At 59.8% G+C, this 22209-nt stretch carries 18 protein-coding genes; 7 read left to right on the top strand and 11 right to left on the bottom strand.

What is annotated here, in order from left to right:
- Position 1 precedes the first annotated feature (1 nt).
- Together glmS and glmU are read right to left on the bottom strand one after the other, a co-directional pair.
- Entirely contained in the window at positions 2–1825 is a 1824-nt protein-coding gene (glmS, locus tag ABF990_RS03910; RefSeq protein ID WP_415499960.1) for a glutamine--fructose-6-phosphate transaminase (isomerizing), read from the bottom strand.
- Positions 1825–3171 carry a bifunctional UDP-N-acetylglucosamine diphosphorylase/glucosamine-1-phosphate N-acetyltransferase GlmU gene (glmU, locus tag ABF990_RS03905; RefSeq protein WP_415499959.1) on the bottom strand — a complete coding sequence of 449 codons (1347 nt, stop codon included), beginning with the start codon at positions 3169–3171 and terminating at the stop codon, positions 1825–1827. Before glmU ends, glmS begins: the two co-directional genes overlap by 1 nt.
- 108 nt (positions 3172–3279) lie before the next feature.
- Between glmU and gph the strand changes: the two genes are divergently transcribed.
- Positions 3280–3999: a phosphoglycolate phosphatase gene (gene gph / locus ABF990_RS03900; protein WP_415499958.1), complete on the top strand. Its 720-nt coding sequence runs from the start codon at positions 3280–3282 to the stop codon at positions 3997–3999.
- A 78-nt stretch (positions 4000–4077) separates the two neighbouring features.
- Here the strand turns inward: gph and ABF990_RS03895 are convergent, their stop codons facing one another.
- Positions 4078–5436, bottom strand: coding sequence for a lipopolysaccharide biosynthesis protein (locus ABF990_RS03895; protein ID WP_415499957.1), 1359 nt, complete (start codon positions 5434–5436; stop codon positions 4078–4080).
- A 114-nt stretch (positions 5437–5550) separates the two neighbouring features.
- On the opposite strand from ABF990_RS03895, the gene ABF990_RS03890 reads away from it, so the two are divergent.
- From ABF990_RS03890 to ABF990_RS03875, 4 genes are all read left to right on the top strand, one after another.
- Entirely contained in the window at positions 5551–6594 is a 1044-nt protein-coding gene (locus ABF990_RS03890; RefSeq protein WP_415490323.1) for a hypothetical protein, read from the top strand.
- Positions 6591–7799 (top strand): hypothetical protein, encoded by a 1209-nt coding sequence (locus ABF990_RS03885; protein ID WP_415490324.1) that lies wholly within the window; start codon positions 6591–6593, stop codon positions 7797–7799. The genes ABF990_RS03890 and ABF990_RS03885 overlap by 4 nt, the downstream gene beginning before the upstream one ends.
- Positions 7800–7966: 167 nt before the next feature.
- Positions 7967–9469, top strand: a complete 1503-nt coding sequence (locus tag ABF990_RS03880) for a hypothetical protein (RefSeq protein WP_415490325.1) — start codon at positions 7967–7969, stop codon at positions 9467–9469.
- Between the two features lie 228 nt (positions 9470–9697).
- Complete coding sequence (locus ABF990_RS03875) at positions 9698–10798, top strand: glycosyltransferase (RefSeq protein ID WP_415499956.1); 1101 nt, start codon at positions 9698–9700, stop codon at positions 10796–10798.
- 56 nt (positions 10799–10854) lie between these two features.
- Here the strand turns inward: ABF990_RS03875 and ABF990_RS03870 are convergent, their stop codons facing one another.
- From ABF990_RS03870 to ABF990_RS03850, 5 genes are read right to left on the bottom strand one after another with little or no spacing between them, the layout of a single operon-like run.
- On the bottom strand, positions 10855–11652 hold the full coding sequence (locus tag ABF990_RS03870) for a nucleotidyltransferase family protein (protein ID WP_415499955.1): 798 nt from the start codon (positions 11650–11652) through the stop codon (positions 10855–10857).
- Complete coding sequence (locus ABF990_RS03865; RefSeq protein WP_415490328.1) at positions 11649–12431, bottom strand: sterol desaturase family protein; 783 nt, start codon at positions 12429–12431, stop codon at positions 11649–11651. The genes ABF990_RS03870 and ABF990_RS03865 overlap by 4 nt, the downstream gene beginning before the upstream one ends.
- Positions 12428–13504 (bottom strand): LptF/LptG family permease, encoded by a 1077-nt coding sequence (locus ABF990_RS03860; protein WP_415499954.1) that lies wholly within the window; start codon positions 13502–13504, stop codon positions 12428–12430. Before ABF990_RS03860 ends, ABF990_RS03865 begins: the two co-directional genes overlap by 4 nt.
- Positions 13505–13554: 50 nt before the next feature.
- Positions 13555–14739 carry an LptF/LptG family permease gene (locus ABF990_RS03855; RefSeq protein WP_415499953.1) on the bottom strand — a complete coding sequence of 395 codons (1185 nt, stop codon included), beginning with the start codon at positions 14737–14739 and terminating at the stop codon, positions 13555–13557.
- Positions 14740–14747: 8 nt separating this feature from the next.
- Positions 14748–15662 (bottom strand): metallophosphoesterase family protein, encoded by a 915-nt coding sequence (locus ABF990_RS03850; protein ID WP_415499952.1) that lies wholly within the window; start codon positions 15660–15662, stop codon positions 14748–14750.
- Between the two features lie 129 nt (positions 15663–15791).
- Here ABF990_RS03850 and ABF990_RS03845 point away from each other — a divergent pair, with 129 nt between their 5' ends.
- Positions 15792–16772: a diacylglycerol/lipid kinase family protein gene (locus tag ABF990_RS03845; protein WP_415499951.1), complete on the top strand. Its 981-nt coding sequence runs from the start codon at positions 15792–15794 to the stop codon at positions 16770–16772.
- Positions 16773–16807: 35 nt separating this feature from the next.
- The gene (locus tag ABF990_RS03840; RefSeq protein ID WP_415490333.1) at positions 16808–17749 is read left to right on the top strand and encodes a hypothetical protein; all 942 of its coding nucleotides are present in this window, start codon (positions 16808–16810) and stop codon (positions 17747–17749) included.
- On the opposite strand, the gene spt is transcribed toward ABF990_RS03840, so the two are convergent.
- The 3 genes from spt to ABF990_RS03825 form a co-directional block, all read right to left on the bottom strand.
- On the bottom strand, positions 17746–18969 hold the full coding sequence (gene spt, locus ABF990_RS03835; protein WP_415490334.1) for a serine palmitoyltransferase: 1224 nt from the start codon (positions 18967–18969) through the stop codon (positions 17746–17748). The genes ABF990_RS03840 and spt overlap by 4 nt on opposite strands.
- A gap of 7 nt (positions 18970–18976) precedes the next feature.
- The gene (locus ABF990_RS03830; protein WP_207846473.1) at positions 18977–19228 is read right to left on the bottom strand and encodes an acyl carrier protein; all 252 of its coding nucleotides are present in this window, start codon (positions 19226–19228) and stop codon (positions 18977–18979) included.
- 122 nt (positions 19229–19350) lie between these two features.
- Positions 19351–21117, bottom strand: a complete 1767-nt coding sequence (locus ABF990_RS03825; RefSeq protein WP_415490335.1) for a fatty acyl-AMP ligase — start codon at positions 21115–21117, stop codon at positions 19351–19353.
- Between the last annotated feature and the right edge of the window lie 1092 nt (positions 21118–22209).

The raw sequence follows: 22209 nt of genomic DNA, 5'->3' as shown, positions 1-22209 counted from the left end.
CTTATTCGACGGTGACCGACTTGGCCAGATTGCGCGGCTGATCGACGTCGGTGCCTTTCAGCACCGCGACCTCGTAAGCCAGGATCTGGACTGGAATGGTCTGGAGAATGGGAGCCACGAAGTCATGCACGCTGGGCAGCACCACCATGTGTTCGGCAATGGCCCCGACACGTTCGGCCCCGCGCGTATCCGTAAAGACCAGCAGCCTGCCGCCGCGTGCCTTGGCTTCCTGCAGGTTCGACAGGGTCTTGTCGAACAGCGGGGTGGAGGGTGCGGTGGCGACAATCGGCACGCTGCGGTCGATCAGGGAGATCGGCCCGTGCTTCATTTCCCCCGCGGCATAGGCTTCGGCGTGGATGTAGGAAATTTCCTTGAGTTTAAGGGCTCCTTCCATCGCCACGGGGAACAGGCTGCCCCGACCCAGATACAGTACGTCGCGCGCTTCAGCCACCACGCGGGCCATGGCCCGTATGGCGTCGCCCTGCTTGAACACGTCGGCAGCGCGGCTGGGCAGGTCCAGCAGGGCTCCCACCAGTTCCTCCTCACGCAGGCTGTCCAGCCTGCCGCGTGCGCGTGCCGTGGCAATGCTCAGGCAGGCCAGAACGGTCAGCTGCGCCGTAAAGGCCTTGGTGGACGCGACTGAAATTTCAGGGCCGGCGACGGTTCCCAGCACGGTGTCGCTCTCACGCGCCATGGTGCTGTGTTCGACATTCAGGACCGAAAGGATATGGACGGATTTTTCGCGCAGGCTCCGCAGGGCGGCCAGAGTATCCGCCGTTTCCCCCGACTGGGAGATCAGCAGACCGAGCGATTCCGGTGTCAGCGGCGGGTCGCGATAGCGCATTTCGCTGGCGACATCGATATCGACCGGCAGGCGCGCCAGTTCTTCCAGCCAGTAACGCCCCACCATTCCCGCATAAAAGGCCGACCCGCAGGCTGTTATGACCGCGCGCGGCACGCTGGCCAGGTCGAATGGCAGCTCGGGCAGGCTGACCCTGCGGGTTGCCGGGTCTACCATGCGTTGCAGGGTCTGCCCGATCACCAGCGGGTGTTCGTGCAGTTCCTTTTCCATGTAATGGCGATACCCATCCTTGCCGATGGCTCCCGCCGTCAGTGCTGTGACCTGCACCCTGCGTTCGACCGGTGTGCCATCAAAGGTCATGAAGTCCGCACCCTGCGGTGTCAGGATCACGCAGTCCCCGTTTTCCATATAGGCGATGCGCCGTGTCAGGGGAGCCAGAGCAAGCGAGTCCGAGCCCAGGAACATTTCCTGATCGCCAAAACCCACGGCAAGGGGGGCATTATGGCATGCGCCGATCATCAGCCCTTCATGCCCGGCAAAAATCATGGCCACCGCATAAGCGCCTTCCAGGCGGCGCAGGGTACGCAGGGCGGCATCTTTGGGGGAAAGGCCCTGTTGCAGGTGGTAGTCGACAAGCTGGGCTATGGTTTCACTGTCGGTTTCGGTTTCGAAAACCTGTCCCGCGCCTTCAAGTTCACGGCGCAGGGTTTCAAAGTTTTCGATAATGCCGTTATGCACGATGGAAACGCGGCTGGTGCCATGCGGATGGGCATTGCCGGTGGTGGGCGCGCCATGTGTCGCCCAGCGTGTATGGCCTATGCCCGTGGTGCCTGCCAGCGGGTTGTGCGACAGCAGGTCCGACAGATTATCCAGCTTGCCCGCGGCACGGCGGCGTTCCACGTGGCCGTCGACCAGTGTCGCAATGCCAGCGGAATCGTAACCACGATATTCGAGCCGACGCAGGCCCTCGAACACGATAGGGGTTGCGTGTCGCAGCCCGACTGCGCCGCAGATTCCGCACATCAGCCGTTTTCCTTTTCTGCCCTGCGGGCATCCATGAAGCGTTTGCCGAGTTCTGGCTTGTTGACCTGTCGTGCCCGGCCCAGGGCCAGGGCCTCGGGCGGGACATCGGTGGTGATGATGCTGCCTGCCGCCACAAGGGCGTTATCGCCAACATTGACGGGCGCGACCAGCACCGAGTCAGACCCCACGAACACATTGTTGCCGATTGTCGTCGTGTGTTTGAACACGCCGTCGTAATTGCACAGAATGGTGCCGGCACCGATATTGGTATGCGCCCCGATCCGGGCATTGCCCAGGTAGGTCAGGTGGTTGACCTTGGTGCCTTCACCCAGGGTTGCACTCTTGACCTCGACAAAATTGCCGATACGCGCTCCCGCGCCAATACTGGTTTCGGGGCGCAGGCGGGCATAGGGCCCAATGACGGCGCCTGCATGCACCTCGCATCCTTCAAGGTGGCTGAAGGCGCGGATCACCACGTTTTCATGCACCACGACACCGGGGCCGAACACCACGTTGGGTTCAACCAGCACGTCAGCGGCGAGAACCGTATCCGCGCTGAAAAAGACCGTTTGCGGGGCAACGAGCGTTACGCCGTTGTCCATGGCTCTCTGGCGCAGGCGTTCCTGCAGGCACTGTTCGGCCTGTGCCAGTTCGGCACGGGAGTTCACGCCGCGCAGTTCGTCTTCGGCGGCTTCGACCGCACGCACGCGCGCACCGTCGGCCACGGCCAGGCTGACAACATCCGTCAGGTAGAATTCAGCCTTGGCGTTGTCATTCCCCACACGGTGCAGCCATGCGCGGAAATCAGCCGCACCGGCACACAGAACGCCCGCGTTGCACAGATCGGTCGCGCGCTCGTCCGGTGTTGCGTCGGCCCATTCGACAATATGGGTCACGTCTTCACCCTGGGTCATGACGCGGCCGTAACGGGCCGGGTCGGCCGGACGCATGGCCAGAAGGGCGAGCCCCACGCCGGGCTTGCGCCGCTCGGCCAGCAGCGCGGACAGGGTCTGGGCCGAAATCAGCGGGTTGTCGGCATAGAGCACGGCCACATCGCCGTCGCCAAACCAGGGTTCGGCCTGCAGGGCGGCATGGGCGGTGCCAAGGCGTTCGTGCTGGACAACGACAGGGAAGGGGGCTGCCAGTGCGGAGACATCCTCCATGTCGGGCCCCACGACAATCACAAGCCGGTCGAACACCTCCGCCGCACTGGCGATCAGGTGCGCCAGCATGGGCTGGCCAGCCAGTGTCTGCATGGCTTTGGGGCGGGAGGATTTCATGCGGGTGCCCAGCCCCGCGGCCAGAAGAACCGCTGTTGCCGGACGCGAAGAGGGAAGTGACGTCATGTCAGATGCGGTAAGCCAACCACAGGCAGGTGTCAAACGTCTCGCGGGGCATTGGCTGGCATGTCATATCATAAAATTTCCAATCCTTTTCATGGAGGCAGGCACGATATGACAGCCCGCAGGCTCGCTGTTTTCGACATGGATGGCACCTTGCTGGATTCCCTGCCCGATCTGGCGGAAAGCTGCCGGGAAATGCTGGTGTCGTATGGGCTCCCCCCTGTTTCGGACGCCGAGGTGCGGGGCATGATCGGTCAGGGCGTGCAGGTGCTTGTGACACGCGCCTTGGCGCTGGTGGCGCGCAAACTTGCGGGCCAGCCCGGCGCGCCTGTGGCTCCATTGCCCGAATCGACTGACGCCGCAGAACGTTTCATGGCGTGTTACACGCCGCGTGCGGCCCGGCTGTCGCGTCTTTTTCCCGGCACGGAGGAGGCCCTGCATATTTTGCGTGCCCAGGGGTGGGGGCTTGCGGTCTGCACCAACAAGCCCGAACGCGCGGCGCGCGCCATACTGGATGCGTTGGGGGTGGCGGCGCTGTTTTCCGCCGTGGGGGGTGGTGACAGTTTTACGGCGCGCAAGCCTGATCCTGCTCATCTCCTGGGTACGATTGCCCAGGCGGGTGGGCAGGCAGCGCGCAGTGTCATGGTTGGTGACATGCCCCCCGACTGGCTGGCGGCGCAGGGGGCCGGGTGTTCGTTTGTGTTTGCCGCCTGGGGGTATGGAGGGGCGGCACCTGCACAGGACCTGTCTTGCCCGGTGGCGCTGGCACAGAGCATGGCCGAGGTGCCAGCGATGCTCGATGCGCTTCTGCCCGGCGCTGTGCCGCGATAGATCCCCTGACTGCGCGAGGCTGTCTTGCAGAGCGGAGGGGATATTCCATCCCCTCGATGCCTGCTTGTGGCGTTGCCGTCAGGCCGGATCGGTGGGGGACGACGCGGCACCCGATGGCGGGATAGCCGCATGTTTGCTGGTGGCGACGGCACGCCACACGGTCATGCCGGACAATGCCAGACCCACGGCGGATGAGATCAGCATGCTCCACGCGGCCCCTTTTATGCCAGCATGCGGTATAAGCAGGGCCAGGGCGGCAAACAGCACGCATGTCCGCGCGACGCGCACTTTCAGCGCCTGTCCCGCATGGCCTGTCGCAATCAGTGCGGGTTCGAAGCTGACGCCGATCAGATCCAGCGACGCGGCAATGCCAAGAGCGACAAGGAGCGGGAACGCCACCAGGGAGGCATGCCCGGCCACCAGTTGCAGAACAGGCCGGCCAAACGCGGCCAGCGCCAGCGCCAGCACGAGGGTTGCCCCAATAGCCAGTCCGGTGGATTTGCGCAGCAGCATGCGGATACTGTCCAGCGCCTGACTGGCATGTGCACGTGCCAGTTCAGGGAGGACCGCGCGCGAAAACATTTCCGAGACACGTACCAGAGCCTGGCTGAGCTGGTAGGCCAGGCGGTAATGCCCGGCATCGGCGGCCCCTGTGGCAATGCCCACCACAATCACCACCATGTTGTTGCACCCGGTGCCAATGATCGAGTTCAGGTTGGTCAGCCACGCAAAACGCCAGATACCGGGATTTTCCAATGGTGCGCGCCAGCCCTGTCGCAGTTCGGCCCAAGGGAGTGCGCGCGGCATGACCCGGACAGTGCAGGTCCAGTATGCAATCGCGGTAATGATGTCTGCGACCGCCCATGCGAGCAGAAAGCCCGTTACGGTGCGATCCCACATGACTGCGGCAAGAGCCCCGATAAACCGTGCAATGGGGGTGACCGCGTCGGCCATGGCTCCTACGCCAAAGCGGTCATGCAGGCGCAGCAGCCCTACGGCGGTGGACCGTACGGACAGCAGCATGACAAAGCAGAAGGCCAGTGCAGCATGCGACAGCCCATCCGGCCAGCCCAGCAACGGCGCCAGCAGCGTGACCCCACCCCAGGCGACAAAACACCCCGCCACTGCCCCGCCGACATCCAGCCCGATGCAGAAGCCCGCCAGCCGGGCCAGCGCGCCTTTGTTGTGGGTTGCAACATGGTTGACCCCATAGCGGATGATGATCTGCCAGGTCTGAAAGCTGACAACCGCGGCAATGGCCTGGGCGGTGCCGAAAACAAGGGTGAACTGACCGAAGCCGTGGCTTTTCAATGTCCGCACGGCCAGCCCCAGATAGATCAGGCTCAGAACCGCACCAACTCCCTTGCCAGCCAGAAGCCAGCCCAGGTTCAGCAGGGTCCGTCTGAGCAATCCGTCCTCACGCGGCACGGCTGTCACCAAGACTTGCCCGTCAGACACAATAAAATTATACGGGTATCCACGATGAATGTTGCATTTCTATACATTGCTGAATCTTACCAGTGCTACCATTCGGCCGCAATCGCTTTGGAATTGGCGAAGTGCGATACAATAAATGTAACAAGTTTTTACAACGACCCCGAAACGCCCCATCACCTCGAACGCGTTCGCAACGCTTTCGGGGCGCCTGAAACCGACTATCATGCGCTGCGCCGCTCGCTGCCGACCGCTGCCATGCAGTCGATCCGGCTGCTGGGCATGTTCAAGGACCTTGTCATGCGTGACAACGCGCGGGAACTCAACCGTTACGATGCGATCGTGACGGTGGAGGACACGGTGGCGTCGGCACGGCGGCTTGGAATTTCGCATCCGCGCCTGATCTACCTTCCGCACGGGTGTGGCGACCGCGCACGCGGTTTTACAAGGGAGGTTCGGGCTTTCGACCATGTTCTGCTGCCGGGCGAGAAATCAGCCCGAAGAATGCTGGATGAAGGTCTGATACGCGCGGACAATCATTCGGTCATCGGTGCGGTAAAACTGGAAACCTGCGCAACGCTGCGGCATGCCGGTCAGCCTCTTTTTGCGCAAAAGCGCCCTACGGTCCTGTATAATGCCCACAAGGCACGGGGCCTGTCCTCATGGTCGCGCTTTATCGAGCCCATGCTCGAACAGTTTTCCAGCCAGGATGCGTTCAACCTTATTGTGGCGCCCCATACAAAAATGTTCCGTCGGCGTGCGCAATCGGTGCGGGATCGCTGGCTTGGACGCAGTAATGCCACAATTCGGATCGATCCTGGATCGGACGCATGCGTCGACATGACATATACGATGGCTTCTGACATTTATGTGGGGGACGTCAGCAGCCAGGTGTACGAATTTCTTGTAAAGCCAAGGCCCTGTGTGTTTCTGAACGCCCACAACATCGACTGGCGAGACAACCCGGATTTTGCTCACTGGCATCTGGGCGATGTCATCGATGACCCGCGTGACCTGACTGCGGCGATCCAGGCCGCACCGGCACGGCACGGGCTGTATCGTGCGCGACAGGAGGACATGGCCGCCCGGTCACTGGGGGATACGACGCCAGGGGCCGCATTGCGCGGGGCCTGTGCCATCCAGGATTTTTTGCGCGCATGAAAATCGGCTTTCTTTTCAACCATGATATGTTGCACCAGATCGCGCATACGGCGCCGATCGCTGCTGAACTGGCGGCGGAGGGGGTCGATGTCTCCATTCTATGTTCCAGTCCGGAGCAGGAGCGCAGGGTGCGGGCCCTTGTTCCCGCAGGCTTGCCCGTGCGGTTCGTGCAACTGACGACTTCCCGGCTGGCCAATATCGCCAACAGTCTGACGGGGGGTGTCATTCCGTTCCGGCGCCTGGGTATATTGCGGCAGAATTTATCGCTGTTTGCCGGGTTCGATGCGCTGGTTGTTCCTGAAACGACCTCCACACTGCTCAAAAGCCGCTATGGCCTGAACGGCCTTAAACTGATCTACCTGCCGCATGGCGCGGGTGACAGGTCCATCGGGTTTCGCGGGGTGACGCGCCTGTTCGATTTTGTTCTGCTGTCGGGCAACAAGGTGCGTGACAGAATGCTGCGCAGCGGACTGGTTACGGCAGAGAACTGCAAAATTGTCGGCTACCCCAAGTTCGATACGGTCGATCTCGATCACGTGCCCCGCATTTTCGACAACGACCGGCCGACAGTCCTGTACAATCCACATTTCGACCCCCTGTTGTCCTCCTGGCGTACGATGGGTGAGCAGGTGCTCGATTATTTTGCGCAGCAGGACCGGTTCAATCTGATTTTCGCGCCACATGTCATGTTGTTCCAGCGCCGCCTGCACGCCTCGCTCGAACACCGTCGCCTCTGGTTCCGCAGGAAGATACCGCAGCGTTTTTTTGGCCTGCCGCATATCCGGATCGACACGGGCAGCCCGCTCTCGACCGACATGTCCTACACGCGGGCGGCCGATATCTATCTGGGCGATGTAAGCAGCCAGGTGTATGAATGGATATACCGCCCACGACCCTGTATTTTCCTGAACTCGCACCACGCAGCCTGGCGGGGTAATCCCAATTATGCACATTGGCTGCTGGGCGATGTCATAGACAGCATAGCCGAACTGCCCGCGGCGCTGGAAAGAGCCATGGCCGATCCTACCCGTTTCGCTCACCTTCAGGAGCACGCCTGCAAGGAGACATTCGGCGTGGATGACAACAGACCATCTTCCCAGAGAGCTGCTCAGGCAATTACGAGCTTTCTGCGCAGTTCATCGACGAAGGTTGAGGGCTTTACGCGTAAGCATGTCTTGTGTTCAGAGGCGAGCGGCTTTTATTGATCCAGATGGCGTTCCGCAGGCACAAAAAGTAAAAGCCTTAGCGATTATCCAGTCAAGTATTCATATGTATTAAAGTGTAAAATTATTGAAATGTGTCGTGGCCGGTAAAATATGATAGTCGAGATGGCGCAAGCATTGCCACCGGTCTTGGTCATTCAGAGAATCTTATGTCTTTCATTGTCACCAAAACATCCCTGCAAAACGTGACCGCATTTTACTCTCATTTTTTCAGGAAATATTCTCAGTCTGCTGTGCCGCTCCTGCTGCTGGTCTGGAGCGTGATCAATCGTGCGCAGACATTCGGGAATCCGCTTGTTCATATTGATGAGCAATTCTATCTGTTTGGTGGCGGGCAGGTTCTTGAGGGTGATTTGCCTTACATACAGTTCTGGGACAGGAAACCTGTCGGTTTATTCCTGTTATATGCTTTTTTTCATCTTTTTGGCACGTATCGTGTTCTTGCTTATCAGTTGGGTGCCGTGCTGTCCGTATGGGGTACAGCCTGGCTCCTTTTTCGCATGGCGCTGACCATTGCACCGCGTGCGGGGGCGATGGTCAGCGCCATGCTTTATATTGTTTGGCTGGATCTTTCTGGTGGAGAAGGCGGGCAAAGCCCCGTTTTTTATACTCTTCCCGTAACAGGGGCGATGGCCCTTATACTGTTTCGTATCGTTCTGCCCAAGGAACCCGCTACGTCTTTACGCACAACTGGCACCCAGGCCATGGCACTGATTGGCCTTGCACTTCAGATAAAATATACGGTGGTGTTTGAGGGGGTGGCTTTGGGGCTATACCTGATCTGGAGCAGCCATATAAACGGACGGACATTTCTGCAAATTGCAGCAGACTGCGCATGCTGGATCGGTGCTGCTGTTTTACCCACTGTTCTTGTCGCTGTTTTTTATCAGGTCATCGGATATGGTCATCAATGGGTTTTCGCTAACATCGTATCGATCTTTCTTCGGGGACATCCCTCTCCCAGCGATTTGACACAAATGAAAATGAAAATGCTCAGGGTCGCGGCACCGTTGCTTGTCGGCTTGGGTGTTGCCAGTCGCTTTATTCTTTTAGCTCCGCGCAATCGTGCTGGCGTTTTTCTTGCAATATGGGTTTTTGCAGCATGTGGCGGTGTCATTATCATGGGCGGCTGGTATTATCATTATGCACTTCCGGCCTATGCACCGCTTGCCATCATGTCAGCGCCGTTGTGGCGTTATGATGCTGGACGAATATGGCTCATAGTCCTTGTGTTGGTCGGTGTCTGTGCAAGTCAAAACCGGCTGTATCGCCATCAGTTGCAGGACGGTAACTTGCGTACCTATCGTGCAATGCTAAATGCGATGAAAAATCCGGCAGGCTGCGTGTTTATTTATCAAGGGCCGCCGATACTGTATGACACACCACACTGGTGTGGGGTGACGGACCATCCTTTTCCCGGTCATTTCAATGAAAAAGTTGAGATCAACGCGACCGGCTTTGATCCTCGTGAAGCGATAAAGAGAATATTCCTCAAAAGACCGAGATATATCGTAAGCAAAAGTCCTGCATGGTCAGGGGAAAATATGGAAATACGAAAAATATTATATCAAAAACTGGATTTATCTTATCGCAAGATATTTGTTTTTCACGGGCATAAAACTGATACGGAAATTTTTGAACTGAAAGACTGAATGTAACAGGAACGGTTTCTTGGCCATACCAGCCATTCCTGTCTCAGACTGTCACGCCGGAGCGGGGGCATATCTTCATTATGGTTTCGTGCGAACCGGGTCATTATTGTCTTCTGCTGTTGGCCGACGATACACGATCTTGCAGGGTTTTCTTGGTTATTATGGATCACCGGATCGACAGCCCTTTTTTGAGTGCGATGACAGGCAATCCGTGAAAGAGAGCACACAATGCGTTGCTGTTTGCTGATTCATACTATTGTCGCGCGTGCCGGGACCGAGCGTTCTGTATGTCGTGTGCTCAGCGGTCTTGCTGAACGTGGCCATGGAGCCGATTTCGAGGTTCTGGAGGTGGTGCGTGGCGGTGTTCCGGCGTTTCATCTGGATGAGCGGATCGGTCGAGCGGCCCTGTTCGAGCGGCCCGTGTCGCTGGCGTTATCTGGATGGCGGCTTATGCTGCGGTTTCGTCGGCACGTGCGCCGTGGCCGGTTCGATACTGTGGTTGTGGTTGGCTCCAGCCTTGCGCTGTTCGCGGTTCCCGCCTTGCTGGGGCTGGATGTTCGCATCGTTTTTTGGGAGCATTTCAATTTCAGCGTCGACCTGGGTAAGCGCAAGCGGCGATGGGGCCGTCAGGTAGTTGCGCGTCAGGCCAGCGATATCGTGACATTGACAGAGCGTGACATAGAGCTGTGGCGGGCAGGCGCACCTACTCGCGCAAGGATGACATGCATTCCCAATATTGCGCCTGTGCCGCACTCTGCCCCGCGTGAGGATGCGGCTGTGCGCACGGTTCTTGCGGTGGGGCGCCTGGTGCCGCAAAAAGGGTTCGATCTGTTGCTGGCGGCGTGGGCGAAGGTGTGCGCAGCCCCTCTGGCTGACGGATGGCACCTGCGGATTGTGGGGAACGGTCCGGAGCATGACGTCTTGATACGCCAGATCGATGGCGCGGGTCTGGGTGCGCGCGTGATGCTTGAGCCCGCGCGCTGCGATATTGCAGCCTGTTTCGATAAGGCGGCTCTGTATTGCTGTTCCTCGCGGTTCGAGGGATTGCCCATGGTGCTGCAGGAAGCGATTTCGGCAGGGTTGCCCTGTGTATCCTTTGCCTGTCTGACAGGTCCGGAGGATCTGATTGTCAATGGTGTGTCTGGAACGCTGGTGACGCCCGGTGATATTCAGGGGCTTGCCGATGCCCTGCTGGCGCTGATTGCAGACCCTGTCCGTAGGCAGGCTTATTCGCATGCGGCATTACAACGTGCGGCCGAATTTGGCGCTGACCGCATATTGCCGCGCTGGGAGCACCTGTTTTACGTCGTTCCGACAGAAATTCCGTAGATCGTCTTTTCAGGGATGCAGGCGCGGAGCGACAGGGTGTGTTGCTCCCTGTTGTCTCAACCGTGCTTGAATGGAACAGGGGGCAAATCAGCGGCCAGTTTTTCGGCCAGAATCATATCGGCGGGCTTGTCCACGTCCACAGCTGCACGCCCGTCAGATAACGCGACCAGTTCAGCCCGTGCGCCTGTCAGGGTATTGATGCGCGCGTACAGGGCTTTGCGTGTCAGGCGGCCTGTGAGGGCTCGCAGCAGAATGACGGGGCCAAGGGTCCAGGCTATGCGCAGGGGGTGTTTGCGGTTTTTTTCCACCTCGCGCCACAAGGTGGCGATCTTTGCTGACACGGCAGTTCTGAACAGGAACATGTTGCAGCCCGAAAATGCCATGTCGGCCAGGCGGATATAGGTCCGCCGGGTGTTAGGAACATCGCGCCGTACGGTTTCCTCGGTCGCGACTGCGGCGGCCAGATCGCTGTCGGGGTGGATGAGGCTCAGAAATTCGTCAATCCAGGCAGGTTGCAGCAGCGCGTTGTCGGCTGTGGTGACCAGCAGGGGCGTGCCATACTGCGCCAGAGCGTCCAGAACGCTTGCACTCGGGCCTTCAGGGCTGGAGGGCAACATGACGACATCGGGCGGCAAAAGAGCGGCAAGGCTGTCGGGCGTGTTGGTGCATACGACAATCTGCCCGATAGCGGGTGTTGCTTGCAGTGCGGTGATGACACGCGACAGCATGGGGGTGCCCCCGATGGGGAACAGCGCCTTGTGCGCAACATTGCCCGCCAGCGCGACCGGGTCGGGCTTGCCGGGCCTGCTGCCAGCCAGGATCAGGGCTGTTACAGGCTGCGCGGGGCTGGTCATGCGGCGTGTTTGCTTTCGGGGCGGGCGCCATCGGGCCTGTCCCGCGGGGGGGAGCCTGTCTGCTGCATCACCCATGGGTAGCGGGCCGCCTGCTTGATATCGTACCCCAGATTGAACACGGTGGGGCTACGCCGCCGGGCCTTGGCGTCTGCGTAGTAGGACCCGAAAAGACGGTCGACCACAAAACTGGTAATGCCGAAGTTTCCGTCTTCATCATGGAAGTGGTGCAGGACGTGGCGGGCTTTCATGCGCTGAATCCAGGCTGAACGGGGTTTGTAGTTCAGGTGCTGGATGCAGTGAAAAAACTCATAGATACAGGTAATGGTGATACCGGTGCCGATTGCGGCGGCAGCAGCACCCACGCCACCGATCAGATACCCGATCGGACCCGTGATAAGAATAATGGTCGGCAGTGTCGTAACAGGTGCTCCGAACAGCACGTCCAGCAGATGCGGGTCCTGATGGTGGTCGAAGTGGATGCGTTTCCACAGGCTGGCGGTCCAGCGGTTTTTGTACAGCACATGCCCGTGCAGCACGTAGCGGTGCAGCAGATACCACGCCACAGGATAGACCAGAACCACGGCCACTGCCGCCAGCAGGGTAGGCCCCCACCCGGCAAAGTGTAGGCAGGTCGTGACAAGACTGGCGAGTATGAGCGCAAAATAAAGGAGAATCGTCGGATAGGTCAGGTATGCGACCCAGAGCTGCCGAAGGTTCATTTTACCCAGGTCAAAACTGCGGCCAGTCTTGAGCGACGGGTTGTTTAACGTGCCACTCATCGTGTTTCACTCCTAATGAGTACGCTCAGTCCACCCAGCGTGAAAATAATCAGTCCAGGAACTGTCGCAACTGCGGGTGGCAAAAGTTCGGCATTGCCCATGGCGCGCAAGAGCCCCTGAACGACAATGAACAGCAGCCCGGCCCCCAGGCACCAGACTGGCAGCCAACTGCGTGTGCCTGTCCGGGGAGGGATATAGATCACGGGCATGGCAAGCAAGAGCAATACCAGCAGGGATAGCGGGCGCAGGAAGCGTTCGAGCAGTCCCGCCCGTAAATAGGCGGGGGTGGAATCGGCGGGCAGGTGGCCACGCAGCATGCCAAGGATGGTTGTTGTGGAAAGAGGTGGGGCATCTGCTGCCAGGCGAATGAAATCGGCCGGCCGCAGGTCTGTTGACCAGGGGCATTCTGCCTGCGGGGCGGGGCGCGCGGCCTTGGAGTCCTGAACGTCCACGCCGTTTACATCGTACAATGTCCAGCCCTGCGTGCCGGTATAATGCGCCTGCCGGGCGTGGCGGGCCTGGGTGAGCAGGCCATCTGGCCCGCGCGTGTATATGTCTACGCGCGTAAGGATATTGCCACCGTCAGAGACGTAACCCACCCTAAGCAACCGGCCATTGTCGCGGAACCAGAAAGGGCGCCCCTGCTCGGGCTGGGGGTCTGTCCTGTTCCACCACGCGGCCAGAGCCTGTTCCGATCTGGGGGTGATCTGGTCATCCATGACAACGCCGAGCAGCCCGATGAGCAGCGTTGCGGGAACAAGGCGCGCATACATCCCGAATGTGGACAGGCCACAGGCGCGCAGAATGGCGACTTCACTGCTGAGCGTCAGTTGCGTCAGCATGACCAGCGCGCCGATCAGGAGGCTGAGCGGGAGTGCCCCTGCAAGCAGAAAAGGCAGTCGCATGGCCGCATAGGACAGAATACCCCGCACACCCAGATGACGTTGCAGGATGGGGGTTGTCTGTTCCAGCAGGGCCAGAATTTCCAGCAGACCCACCAGCACCACGCAGCAGAACAGGACACGCATGAACAACGTGCCCGAAAGATAGCGCAGCAAAACGTGGCGGGACATGGGGGGTAATCTGTCCGCAGGGGATGTCGGTGGGGAAGGGGGCGCTTGCATCAGGCTGGCTTTGGTGTGGGCTGGCGGCGCAGGCGCGCGCGGATCGTGGAAAGCGAACCCGCCTGATAGAGCAGGAGTGTTGAACAGATCAGGATGAAAATGAGTGCCGGCGCCCAAATGGCCAGCACGGAGGCTTTCTGCGTTGCGACAAGGCTGTGGCCGAATTGCAGGATGTGGTCGAACCCTACCATGATGAGGAACGCCAGAGGCAGGCCGATATTGCCGCGCTGGCGTTTGCGCGCGATCGCAAGGGCTGCGGCCAGCATGGGAATGAAAGGGACGGTGAGACTACGGGCGAGACGAAAATGCACTTCCGAACGCATATGGGGGCGCGAAATGGCGGGATTATGCGCGATGATGCGCGACACAAGCTCGGGGGACGTCAGTTCACGTTCGTCATCCCCCCGTTGGCGGAACGGGGAAATGTCGGATGCATGGGTCAGAAAGCGGGTCGAATGCTCGAACGTGGTGATCGAGGGCGCATCCTGCGGGCGGTCAGTGATAATGGTGCCATGTTCAAGGTCGATCTGGACCGTACCGCCATCCGGCGCCATGCGGATATGTCCGTGGCGGGCGGTAATATCACGTTCGTAGTGATCGGTCAGATCGCGGATAAAAACATTGTCCAGCTCGGATCCGCCCTGTGTCACCCGATCGGCCGTGATGGTCAGGTCGGAGGACGGGCTGGCGAACATGCGTGACTGCAATCGTGGGGTCCAGCCGGTATGGCTGGCGAAATAGAATACCGCCCGGAATTCGTATCGGGCATGGGGTTGCAGAAAGCCGTATAAAAAGAATGAAATCAGTCCCAGCGCCGCGCCAAGTTGCATGTACGGGCGGATGATCCGTGGAAGGGAAATGCCGATACTGTTGACCGCATCGATTTCCTCATTCTGGCTCATGCGACGGATGACCGAAAAGACCGACACGCATAAGGCCGCGGGAATGGCCAGGCCGAGATAGTGCGGCATAAGCGTCGCTACAAGCTCGAGAAAGACCCCCAGATGGCTGTTGCCCGCCGCAAGCAGGTTGAGCAGGACCAGCAGGCGTTCGAGCAGCAGCGCGATCATGACCACCGACAGGGCGATCAAAAACGGCGGCAGCAATTGTGCCAGCAGGTATCTGTCGAGTGTGCCGGGAGCAAATGCCTTGCTTAACCGGTGCGGAAAAAGCTTTTTCGGCATGGGGCGGGTTATAGCGCGGTCAGCGGCAAAAAGCGATCCGCGGTAAAGGCATGGTGCTCTGCACAGTCTGTCATGGTCCCGGTGGGGGTCAGGGCGCGTCTTTGTATGGCTATGGCCCATTTATCCGCCTGCGCGGTAATGGTGATATGGTTCCAGCCAGCGGCGGTCTGCAGGGTGTCGGGCGTGTGGGAGGCCGAGGTCGTGCCCAGCACATGAATTCCCGAACCTGCAAGCCGGGTGAATGTCGCCCGGTGGGAATGGCCATGCAGCACCAGTTCCGCCCCCTGTTCGCACAGAACGGCCTGGAAAGCGTTCAGGTCGGTCAGGCCTTTCCGTTTGCTGACAAGCCCCGCCACCGGGGGGTGATGCAGGAGAACGACGCGGCATAATCCTGCGGCGCGGGTCTGGCGCAGGCAGTCCGCCAGTTGTGCGGCTTGTGCCTCTCCCACGCTGCCCGTTGCCATAAACGGCAGGGATGGGCGTGCGGTGTTGACCCCGATCAGCGCTACACCGTTCCGCTCAAGCAGGGAAAGAGAGGGGTACCGGGGGTGTGGATGCAGCCACGGCGCCCATAATGCCTGCTTGGCGGCGCTGTTTTCTCGCACCAGAGCCTCATGATTGCCGGGGACAAGCAGGGTCGGTGGCAAAGTCTGTCTGTTCAGCCACTGCCGGGCCTGCCGGAATTCCGCCAGCAGGCCGAGATTGGTCAGGTCTCCGGTCAAGGCCGCCAGATCCGGCCGGGCCTGGGCAATATCGCGCATGACCGCATCGAGCGGCGCCCAGCGGTGCAGCCTGCGGCGCCTTGTCCCCCATGAGAGCAGACTCAGAATACGTTTAAAACCCAGTTCCCGCCACGTGGGAAGGGCTGCCAGGGGCAGGTGCGGGTCCGAAAAATGGGCGATCCGAACACAGGGCAACGACAAGGAGAACTCCCACCATGGTTGCCGAGCGGATACGGCATGTGACAATGATATTAACTATCAGTATACCACCATGACCAGGGCAGAGCAAAAACCCTTGGGTCGTGTGATTTTGCTAGCAAGAGATACTGAGTGCCGGAACATTTTGCCCTTATCTATAACCCGCGCAGTCGGCGGAATCTCAAGGTCGACCGGCAGTATCAGGCGGTTGTGCGCGCCATGCCGTCCGGCATGTGTCATGCCCCCCGATCACATGCCGAATTGCGACGGGTCATAGAAAGCCTGTCCCGCGTCCCGCCAGCCTGTATCGTGGTGGATGGGGGGGATGGGACGGTCGGCAGCGTGCTGAGCGCGCTTTACGCCTCGTCCTGGCCGCATGAAAGCTGGCCTGCCCTGGCAGTTCTGGCGTCGGGCAACACGAACCTGATCGCCGCGGATGTGGGTTTCGGTCTGCGCGGGCCAGAGGCCTTACGCCTTCTGCAGGACCGTCTGGCCAATGGTCAGGCGTCGGTCGGTCTCCGTCGTCGCAGGCCGCTGGTTGTGTCGCGCATGGGGTATGAAGGCGAGGATATTCTTGGCTTTTTCGGCGGTATGGGGGCTTTTGCCCGGGGTATAGAAATCGCGCACCAGCCGGGTGTTCTGCATAACTGGTCGCATGACATGGCCGTTCTGGTCACACTGGTGCTGAGTTTTGCCCAACTGGTTTCTCCCGCGCAGCGGCGGAGCTGGCTTGCCGGCGTTACAGCGGACCTGGCGATCGATGGGCAGGACATGCCCGGCAAGGAGCATTTCATGCTGCTCTGCACCAGCCTGCAACGCCTTCCCTATGGTGCGTGGCCTTTCTGGACCGAAGCGGATCAGGCCGGGAAGGGTGTGAGCTATCTCGACGTCGCGGCCATGCCCAAACGGCTGTTTCCCGCTGCCTGGAACTTGCTGCGCGGGCATGCGCCCGCATGGCTGAAGCGCTCCGACAGCTATGCCAGTGGCCGTGCCGATACGCTGGTGCTGCAGACCGGTCAGCCTTTCGTGCTGGATGGAGAGGTACTGTCCCCCGGGGTCGATGGCCGTATCACCATCAGCGCCGGGCCGCCTGTGTCGTTTCTTCAGGCATGAGTGTCCCGGTGCCCGATACCCCAGGCATCTCCCGCATGGAGGCACAACGCCAGCTTGCCACACTGACGGAACGGGAATTGACAGCGCCGTTGCCGCCGGGGGTTGCCGATTTTGTCGCGCAGATTATCGAAGGAGCAACGCCGCTGGGTGTGCTGTTCTATGGTTCAGGTCTGCGGGGCGGCATTGATGATGACACGCTGCTTGATTTCTACATTATTGTCGAACGCCAGTCGGACTGGCCGCGCCCGTTTCTGGCACGCCTGGGCAATGCCATCCTGCCCCCCAATGTGGAATATCACGAACAAAGCGTGGCCGGGCGCCGTATGCGCGCCAAGGTTGCCATTCTCTCGCTTGAGCAGTTTCGCGCCCTGACGGGCTTTGCGACACTGGATACCACTATATGGGCACGCTTTTCCCAGCCTTCCCGCCTGGTATGGGTGCGCGACAGCGGGGCCGCTCATGCGCTCCAATGCTGCATTATGCGCGCTCTGGTTACAGCCGCGCGCTGGGCTGCCATGCTTGGCCCTGAATCCGCACCAGCCCGTGTGTTCTGGGATGCACTCTACAGTCGGACCTATGGGGCTGAACTGCGTGTGGAAAGCGGTAAACGCCCCAAAAGCCTGGTTGACGCCTGCCCGGACTGGTACGAACAGGCTCTTGAACCCTGCTGGATTATGGCGGGTCTGTCTCCTGTCTGGAACGGGACCGTCATCAGCCCGGGCCTGCCTGTGGCGCGCAGGCAGCGCGCGGCGCGGCAGTGGGCGGTCCGTGCAGGTTTGGGCCGACCGCTGAACATCATGCGGCTTGTCAAGGCGGCCTATACGTTTACGGGGGCTGCACGTTATGTGGCATGGAAGCTGCGCCGCCATAGCGGCATCGAAATTCCTATAACGCCGTTTGTCGAAAAACATCCGCTGCTGGCCGCGCCGCCCGTGTTCTGGTCACTCTGGCGGCGCGGAGCATTTACGCGGCGTTAGGACGCGGTAACGGGCGCCTGAACGATGGAAACTCCGGTTTCAGCCGCAGCCTGCCGGAAAATCTCAATCGCGTCGTCAATCTGCTCGGGTGTATGTGTCGCCATGACCGAGCAGCGAAGCAGCGGGCGGGAATCTGGTGTGGCCGGGGGCAGGCTGAGATTGACGTAAACCCCAAGTTCCAGAAGCCGGTTCCACATGGGAATGGCTTCCTCCACAGTTTCCAGAGTCACGGCAATAACCGGGCTGACCTGTTTGCTGGCATTCAGCCCGATCCGCACGAAGCCCGCATGCAGCCTGGCTGCATTGTCCATCAGGCGCAGGCGCAGTTCCGGGTGTTCCTGCATGTCTTCGAGGGCCGCCGCAGTTGCCGCAATGATTTCAGGCGGGAGGGAGGCGGTGAACATGTAGGGACGGCAGTTCAGCCGGACGAGTTCGAGTTCAGGGTGGTCGGACACACAGTAGCCGCCTACTGTGCCAAGGCTTTTGGAGAATGTGCCAACCACAAAATCCACATCGGCCTCAACCCCGTCGGCCTCGGCCGCGCCGCGCCCGTGTTCCCCCAGTACGCCGAAGGAATGGGCTTCGTCCACAAGCAGGTACGCACCGGTTTCTTTTTTGACGGCGGCAAACTCCTTCACCGGGGCGACATTGCCGGTCATGGAATAAATGCCTTCAACCACGACAAGCTTGGCGCTGTCCGGGGCATCAAGCCGTTTGATGCGCTTGTACAGGTCATCCGGGTCGTTATGGCGGAAACGAATGACTTGTGCGCTGCTCAGGCGGCTGCCGTCATAGATACTGGCATGACTGTCCGCGTCCAGAAGCAGGTAGTCGTCCTTGCCCGCCAGGGCCGAGATCATGCCCAGATTGGCTTGGTAGCCTGTGGAAAAGACAATGGCGTCGCGTCGTTTGAAGAACGCTGCGATCTTGTGTTCCAACTGGCGATGAAGGGACTGTGTTCCGTTGGCAATGCGCGAACCGGTCGTGCCGACGCCACAGGCCTCGGCCGCGTCCTGTGCGGCCTTTATGGCGCGTCGGGACTGGCTCAACCCCAGATAGTTGTTGGTGCCGAACAGCAGGGTGCGTCGGCCTTCTATGATGCCGACCGTCGATGAGACGGGCTTTTCGATAACGACAGCAAAGGGGTTACGTCCGCCAGCAGCAACAACCGCGCCCAGCGCGCTTGCAAGACCCTGATATTTGGCAAACAGTGACGTCATTCCCCGTTTACCCTTTGTTCTTCAGATCGACAATGCAGGCAGCCAGATCGTTGATCGAGCGAATATCGGCCAGTTTGTCGAGCGGGACTGAAACATCGAGGCTGTCTTCCACCTCCATGACAAAGTTCATCACCGCCAGAGAGTCGAAGGCAAGGTCTTCCATGATCTTGCAGTTGCCGTCGATGTCGCGGGGCACCTTCGGGTTGGCAAGCAGCTTCTGGATGATCAGCGCGGAAACGCTTTCAACGGTTTCGCTCATGTAAGATCCTTTTAATTCTGTAAGGCTCATAACCGAGCTTTAGCCCGTAGTGGCGCCTTATGAGAGAAAAAAGCCGGTTTGACCAGTCTTTCTCTCATGGGCGCATAGAAATATCGGAACGCTCAGGCGACCTGGGGTTGCTGCATGAAAGCGCCGCTCAGATACATGTTGCGGGCTTTGGCGCGTGTCAATTTGCCGGATGATGTCTGGGGCAGGGCATGCGGCGGCACCAGCACGACGGACACGTCCACCCCATGCAGGCGGCGGAACAGACTGGCAGCATCGGAGCAGAGAGCTTCCCTGGCCGACGGGTCGGAGGTGCGGCACTGGATCAGGGCCACAATTTCCTCATGATCGCCTTTTTCCAGAGAAAAAACAGCGACATCGCGACTACGCAGCGTGGGTATGTGCGTTTCGGCTGACCATTCCAGATCCTGGGGCCAGATGTTGCGACCGTTGATGATAATCAGATCCTTGGCGCGACCTGTCACGACAATCTGGCCGTCAAGCATATATCCAAGGTCGCCGGTGTTCAGCCAGAGGTCGTTGTCGAGAACCTTGTTCGTTTCGTCTTCCATGCGGAAGTAGCCCGTCATCAGGCTTGGACCGCGCGCATAGATCGTGCCGACCTGCCGGTCGCCCAGTACACGCCCACCAGCGTCACGCACTTCCAGTTCATGGTCGGGCAGTACCTTGCCGCATACGACGAACGTGCGGCTGGGGGTTTCTGGCGTGGCGGGTGGCCGGGCCACGGCATTGCTTTCAAGATAGGGCAGGTCGACCGTATCGGTCTGGATACCGCTATTCAAAGGCACGAAGCTGATGGCCAGCGTCGCTTCGGCCATGCCGTAGCTCGCGACAAATGCTCTGGGGTCGAAACCGACAGGGGCATAACGATCAGCAAATTCCTGAAGAATATGCGCGCGGATCATGTCGCCCCCAATCCCCGCGACACGCCAGCAGGACAGATCCAGATCGGCCGAGGCCGGGCGGCGGGCGCAGAGTTCATACCCGAACGAAGGGCTGTAGGCGATCGTCCCACGATTGCGGTTTATCAGGTCGAGCCATACATGCGGGCGCCGTGCGAATTCGCGGGTAGGCAGAAGGTCCACCGTCAACTGGCATGTCATGGGGGTCAGGAAAAAACCGACCAGCCCCATGTCGTGGTAAAGCGGCAGCCAGGACACGCAACGGTCTCCGGTTTCACGCACCTGCAAGCCGTCGCGTGCAATGGCGGAAACATTGGCCATGCCCGAACGATGGCTGACGCAAACCCCCATGGGAAAGCGCGTGCTGCCCGAGGAGAACTGGAGGTAGGACAGGGCATCCGGCTTGACTGCGGGCAGCGCGACATCCGGCACAGGGCGGGCCATCAGGTCTGCGGGGGAGCCGGCGAATACAAGTCCCAGCCCGGCCACGATCTCGTCGGTCCACCCTTCGATAATGCCGGGAATGACCACCGCGCTGGACTGGGAGCTTTTGATCATGCCGCGCAACGTGGCCAGATAGGCCTCTTTGCCGCCAAAGGCTACGGGCAGGGGCAGGGGGGCCGCGATGAGGCCGGCATACTGGCAGCCAAAGAAAATCCGTGCGAAGTCGCCATCGCTCTCGGCGATAATAGCCACGCGGTCGCCGGGTTGCAGGCCCATGCCAATCAGGCGCCGGCCAGTTTCCACGGCCTGATCCCGCAGAACGCGGTAAGGCAACGCCTCAAGCAGCACGCCCTTGCCGGAATAGATGTTGATGCCTGCATCGCCTTGCGCCGCATAATCGAGCGCATCGGAGAATGTCGCAAAATTTCCGTAACGGCGCGGTTGCCCAGACGCGGTCGAAACCGGCTGAAGCGTCTCTTCCAGGGTGGGTGCAGGGACAGAGTTCATTATGTTCATCAACTGGCCATTCGAAGAAAATCAACAATCGCGTCGGCGCCCCGTGGCGCGGCAGGTTCGCCTCCTGTCAGGTCGAACCTGCCGCGTATATAGTCTTTTTGCGGATTTATGAAAGCGTCATGCGTCGGGAGACCCCGGTTGAGGCCATAGGCAGGCAGGTCAACAAGCCCATGTTCCGGGGCTGATCGCAAGGACTGAGGGGGCTCCCGATACGTCGATTTGGCAGTATTTGCGTTCGAAAAAGAACAGGGCCGAACCCTGATCGACGCTCCGGCATTTGCCGTAGGAACGACGTTCCTGATCCGGGTCGGGGCAGAGTGTCGCCGCAGATCACGTGGCCTGGAGAGGTGGCTGAAAATAAGGCTGTCTTCAAAATTCAGGCCAGATCGGACGGTCTCGCCACCACCATTCTCGAAGAGGGGAGGGCGCAGTAACGTGTGCTTCGGGGGCAGGGGCTGTTGATACGGACCAAACCGTCTCGGGCCGGGCGCCGGAGTGAGCTGAAACGTCGAGAAATAATTTTTGTTAAAGGCGGATTGCGACAACGGGCCCAAAACAGGCCGTTCATCACATGCGCTTCGATAGCGCAGCAGCTCAAGAGCCAATGGAGCAACGAAGCGTGTCGTCGATTCCTTGGTATATGAAGCCCATAAACGCACGAGCCTCTCATGCGTTCGCCAGGAATATGTCAGGGCCACATATGTATGATGCCCGCCTACTGCGTCCATAACCCTTGGCCGGGGGTAGCCTCTGTGGTGCCTACTGGCGATGTGCAGGGATGGAATGCGCATTGGCGGAATGACATCCTTAAATCTATCGCGACGTGAGACCACGGCTGGTCAAACGGTGTTCCATAAACTTCAGATGCGGGGCGTTGCTTCTGCTCTGCCCGTCTTCGAGTAAGATCGTATTCCGGGGAACCGCGTCAAGTCTTGCGGCAAGGCGTGTCCGAAGGCGTGTTGCTGACGTCGTGAGCGGCAGAAGAGTAGGCTGTTTTTTTTCGAAGGCGAAAAAAAATGAATTTAATGAATTTTAGCGTGTTGACGGTTTGGTGTTGGTGGGTATAGAAGCTGCTTCACCGAGGCGCTGAAA

The organism is Acetobacter sp. (assembly GCF_047723915.1).
Taxonomy (GTDB): Bacteria; Pseudomonadota; Alphaproteobacteria; order Acetobacterales; family Acetobacteraceae; genus Acetobacter.
Note: the sequence above shows the minus strand (reverse complement) of the source record. Positions and strands in the feature narration are given on the sequence as shown.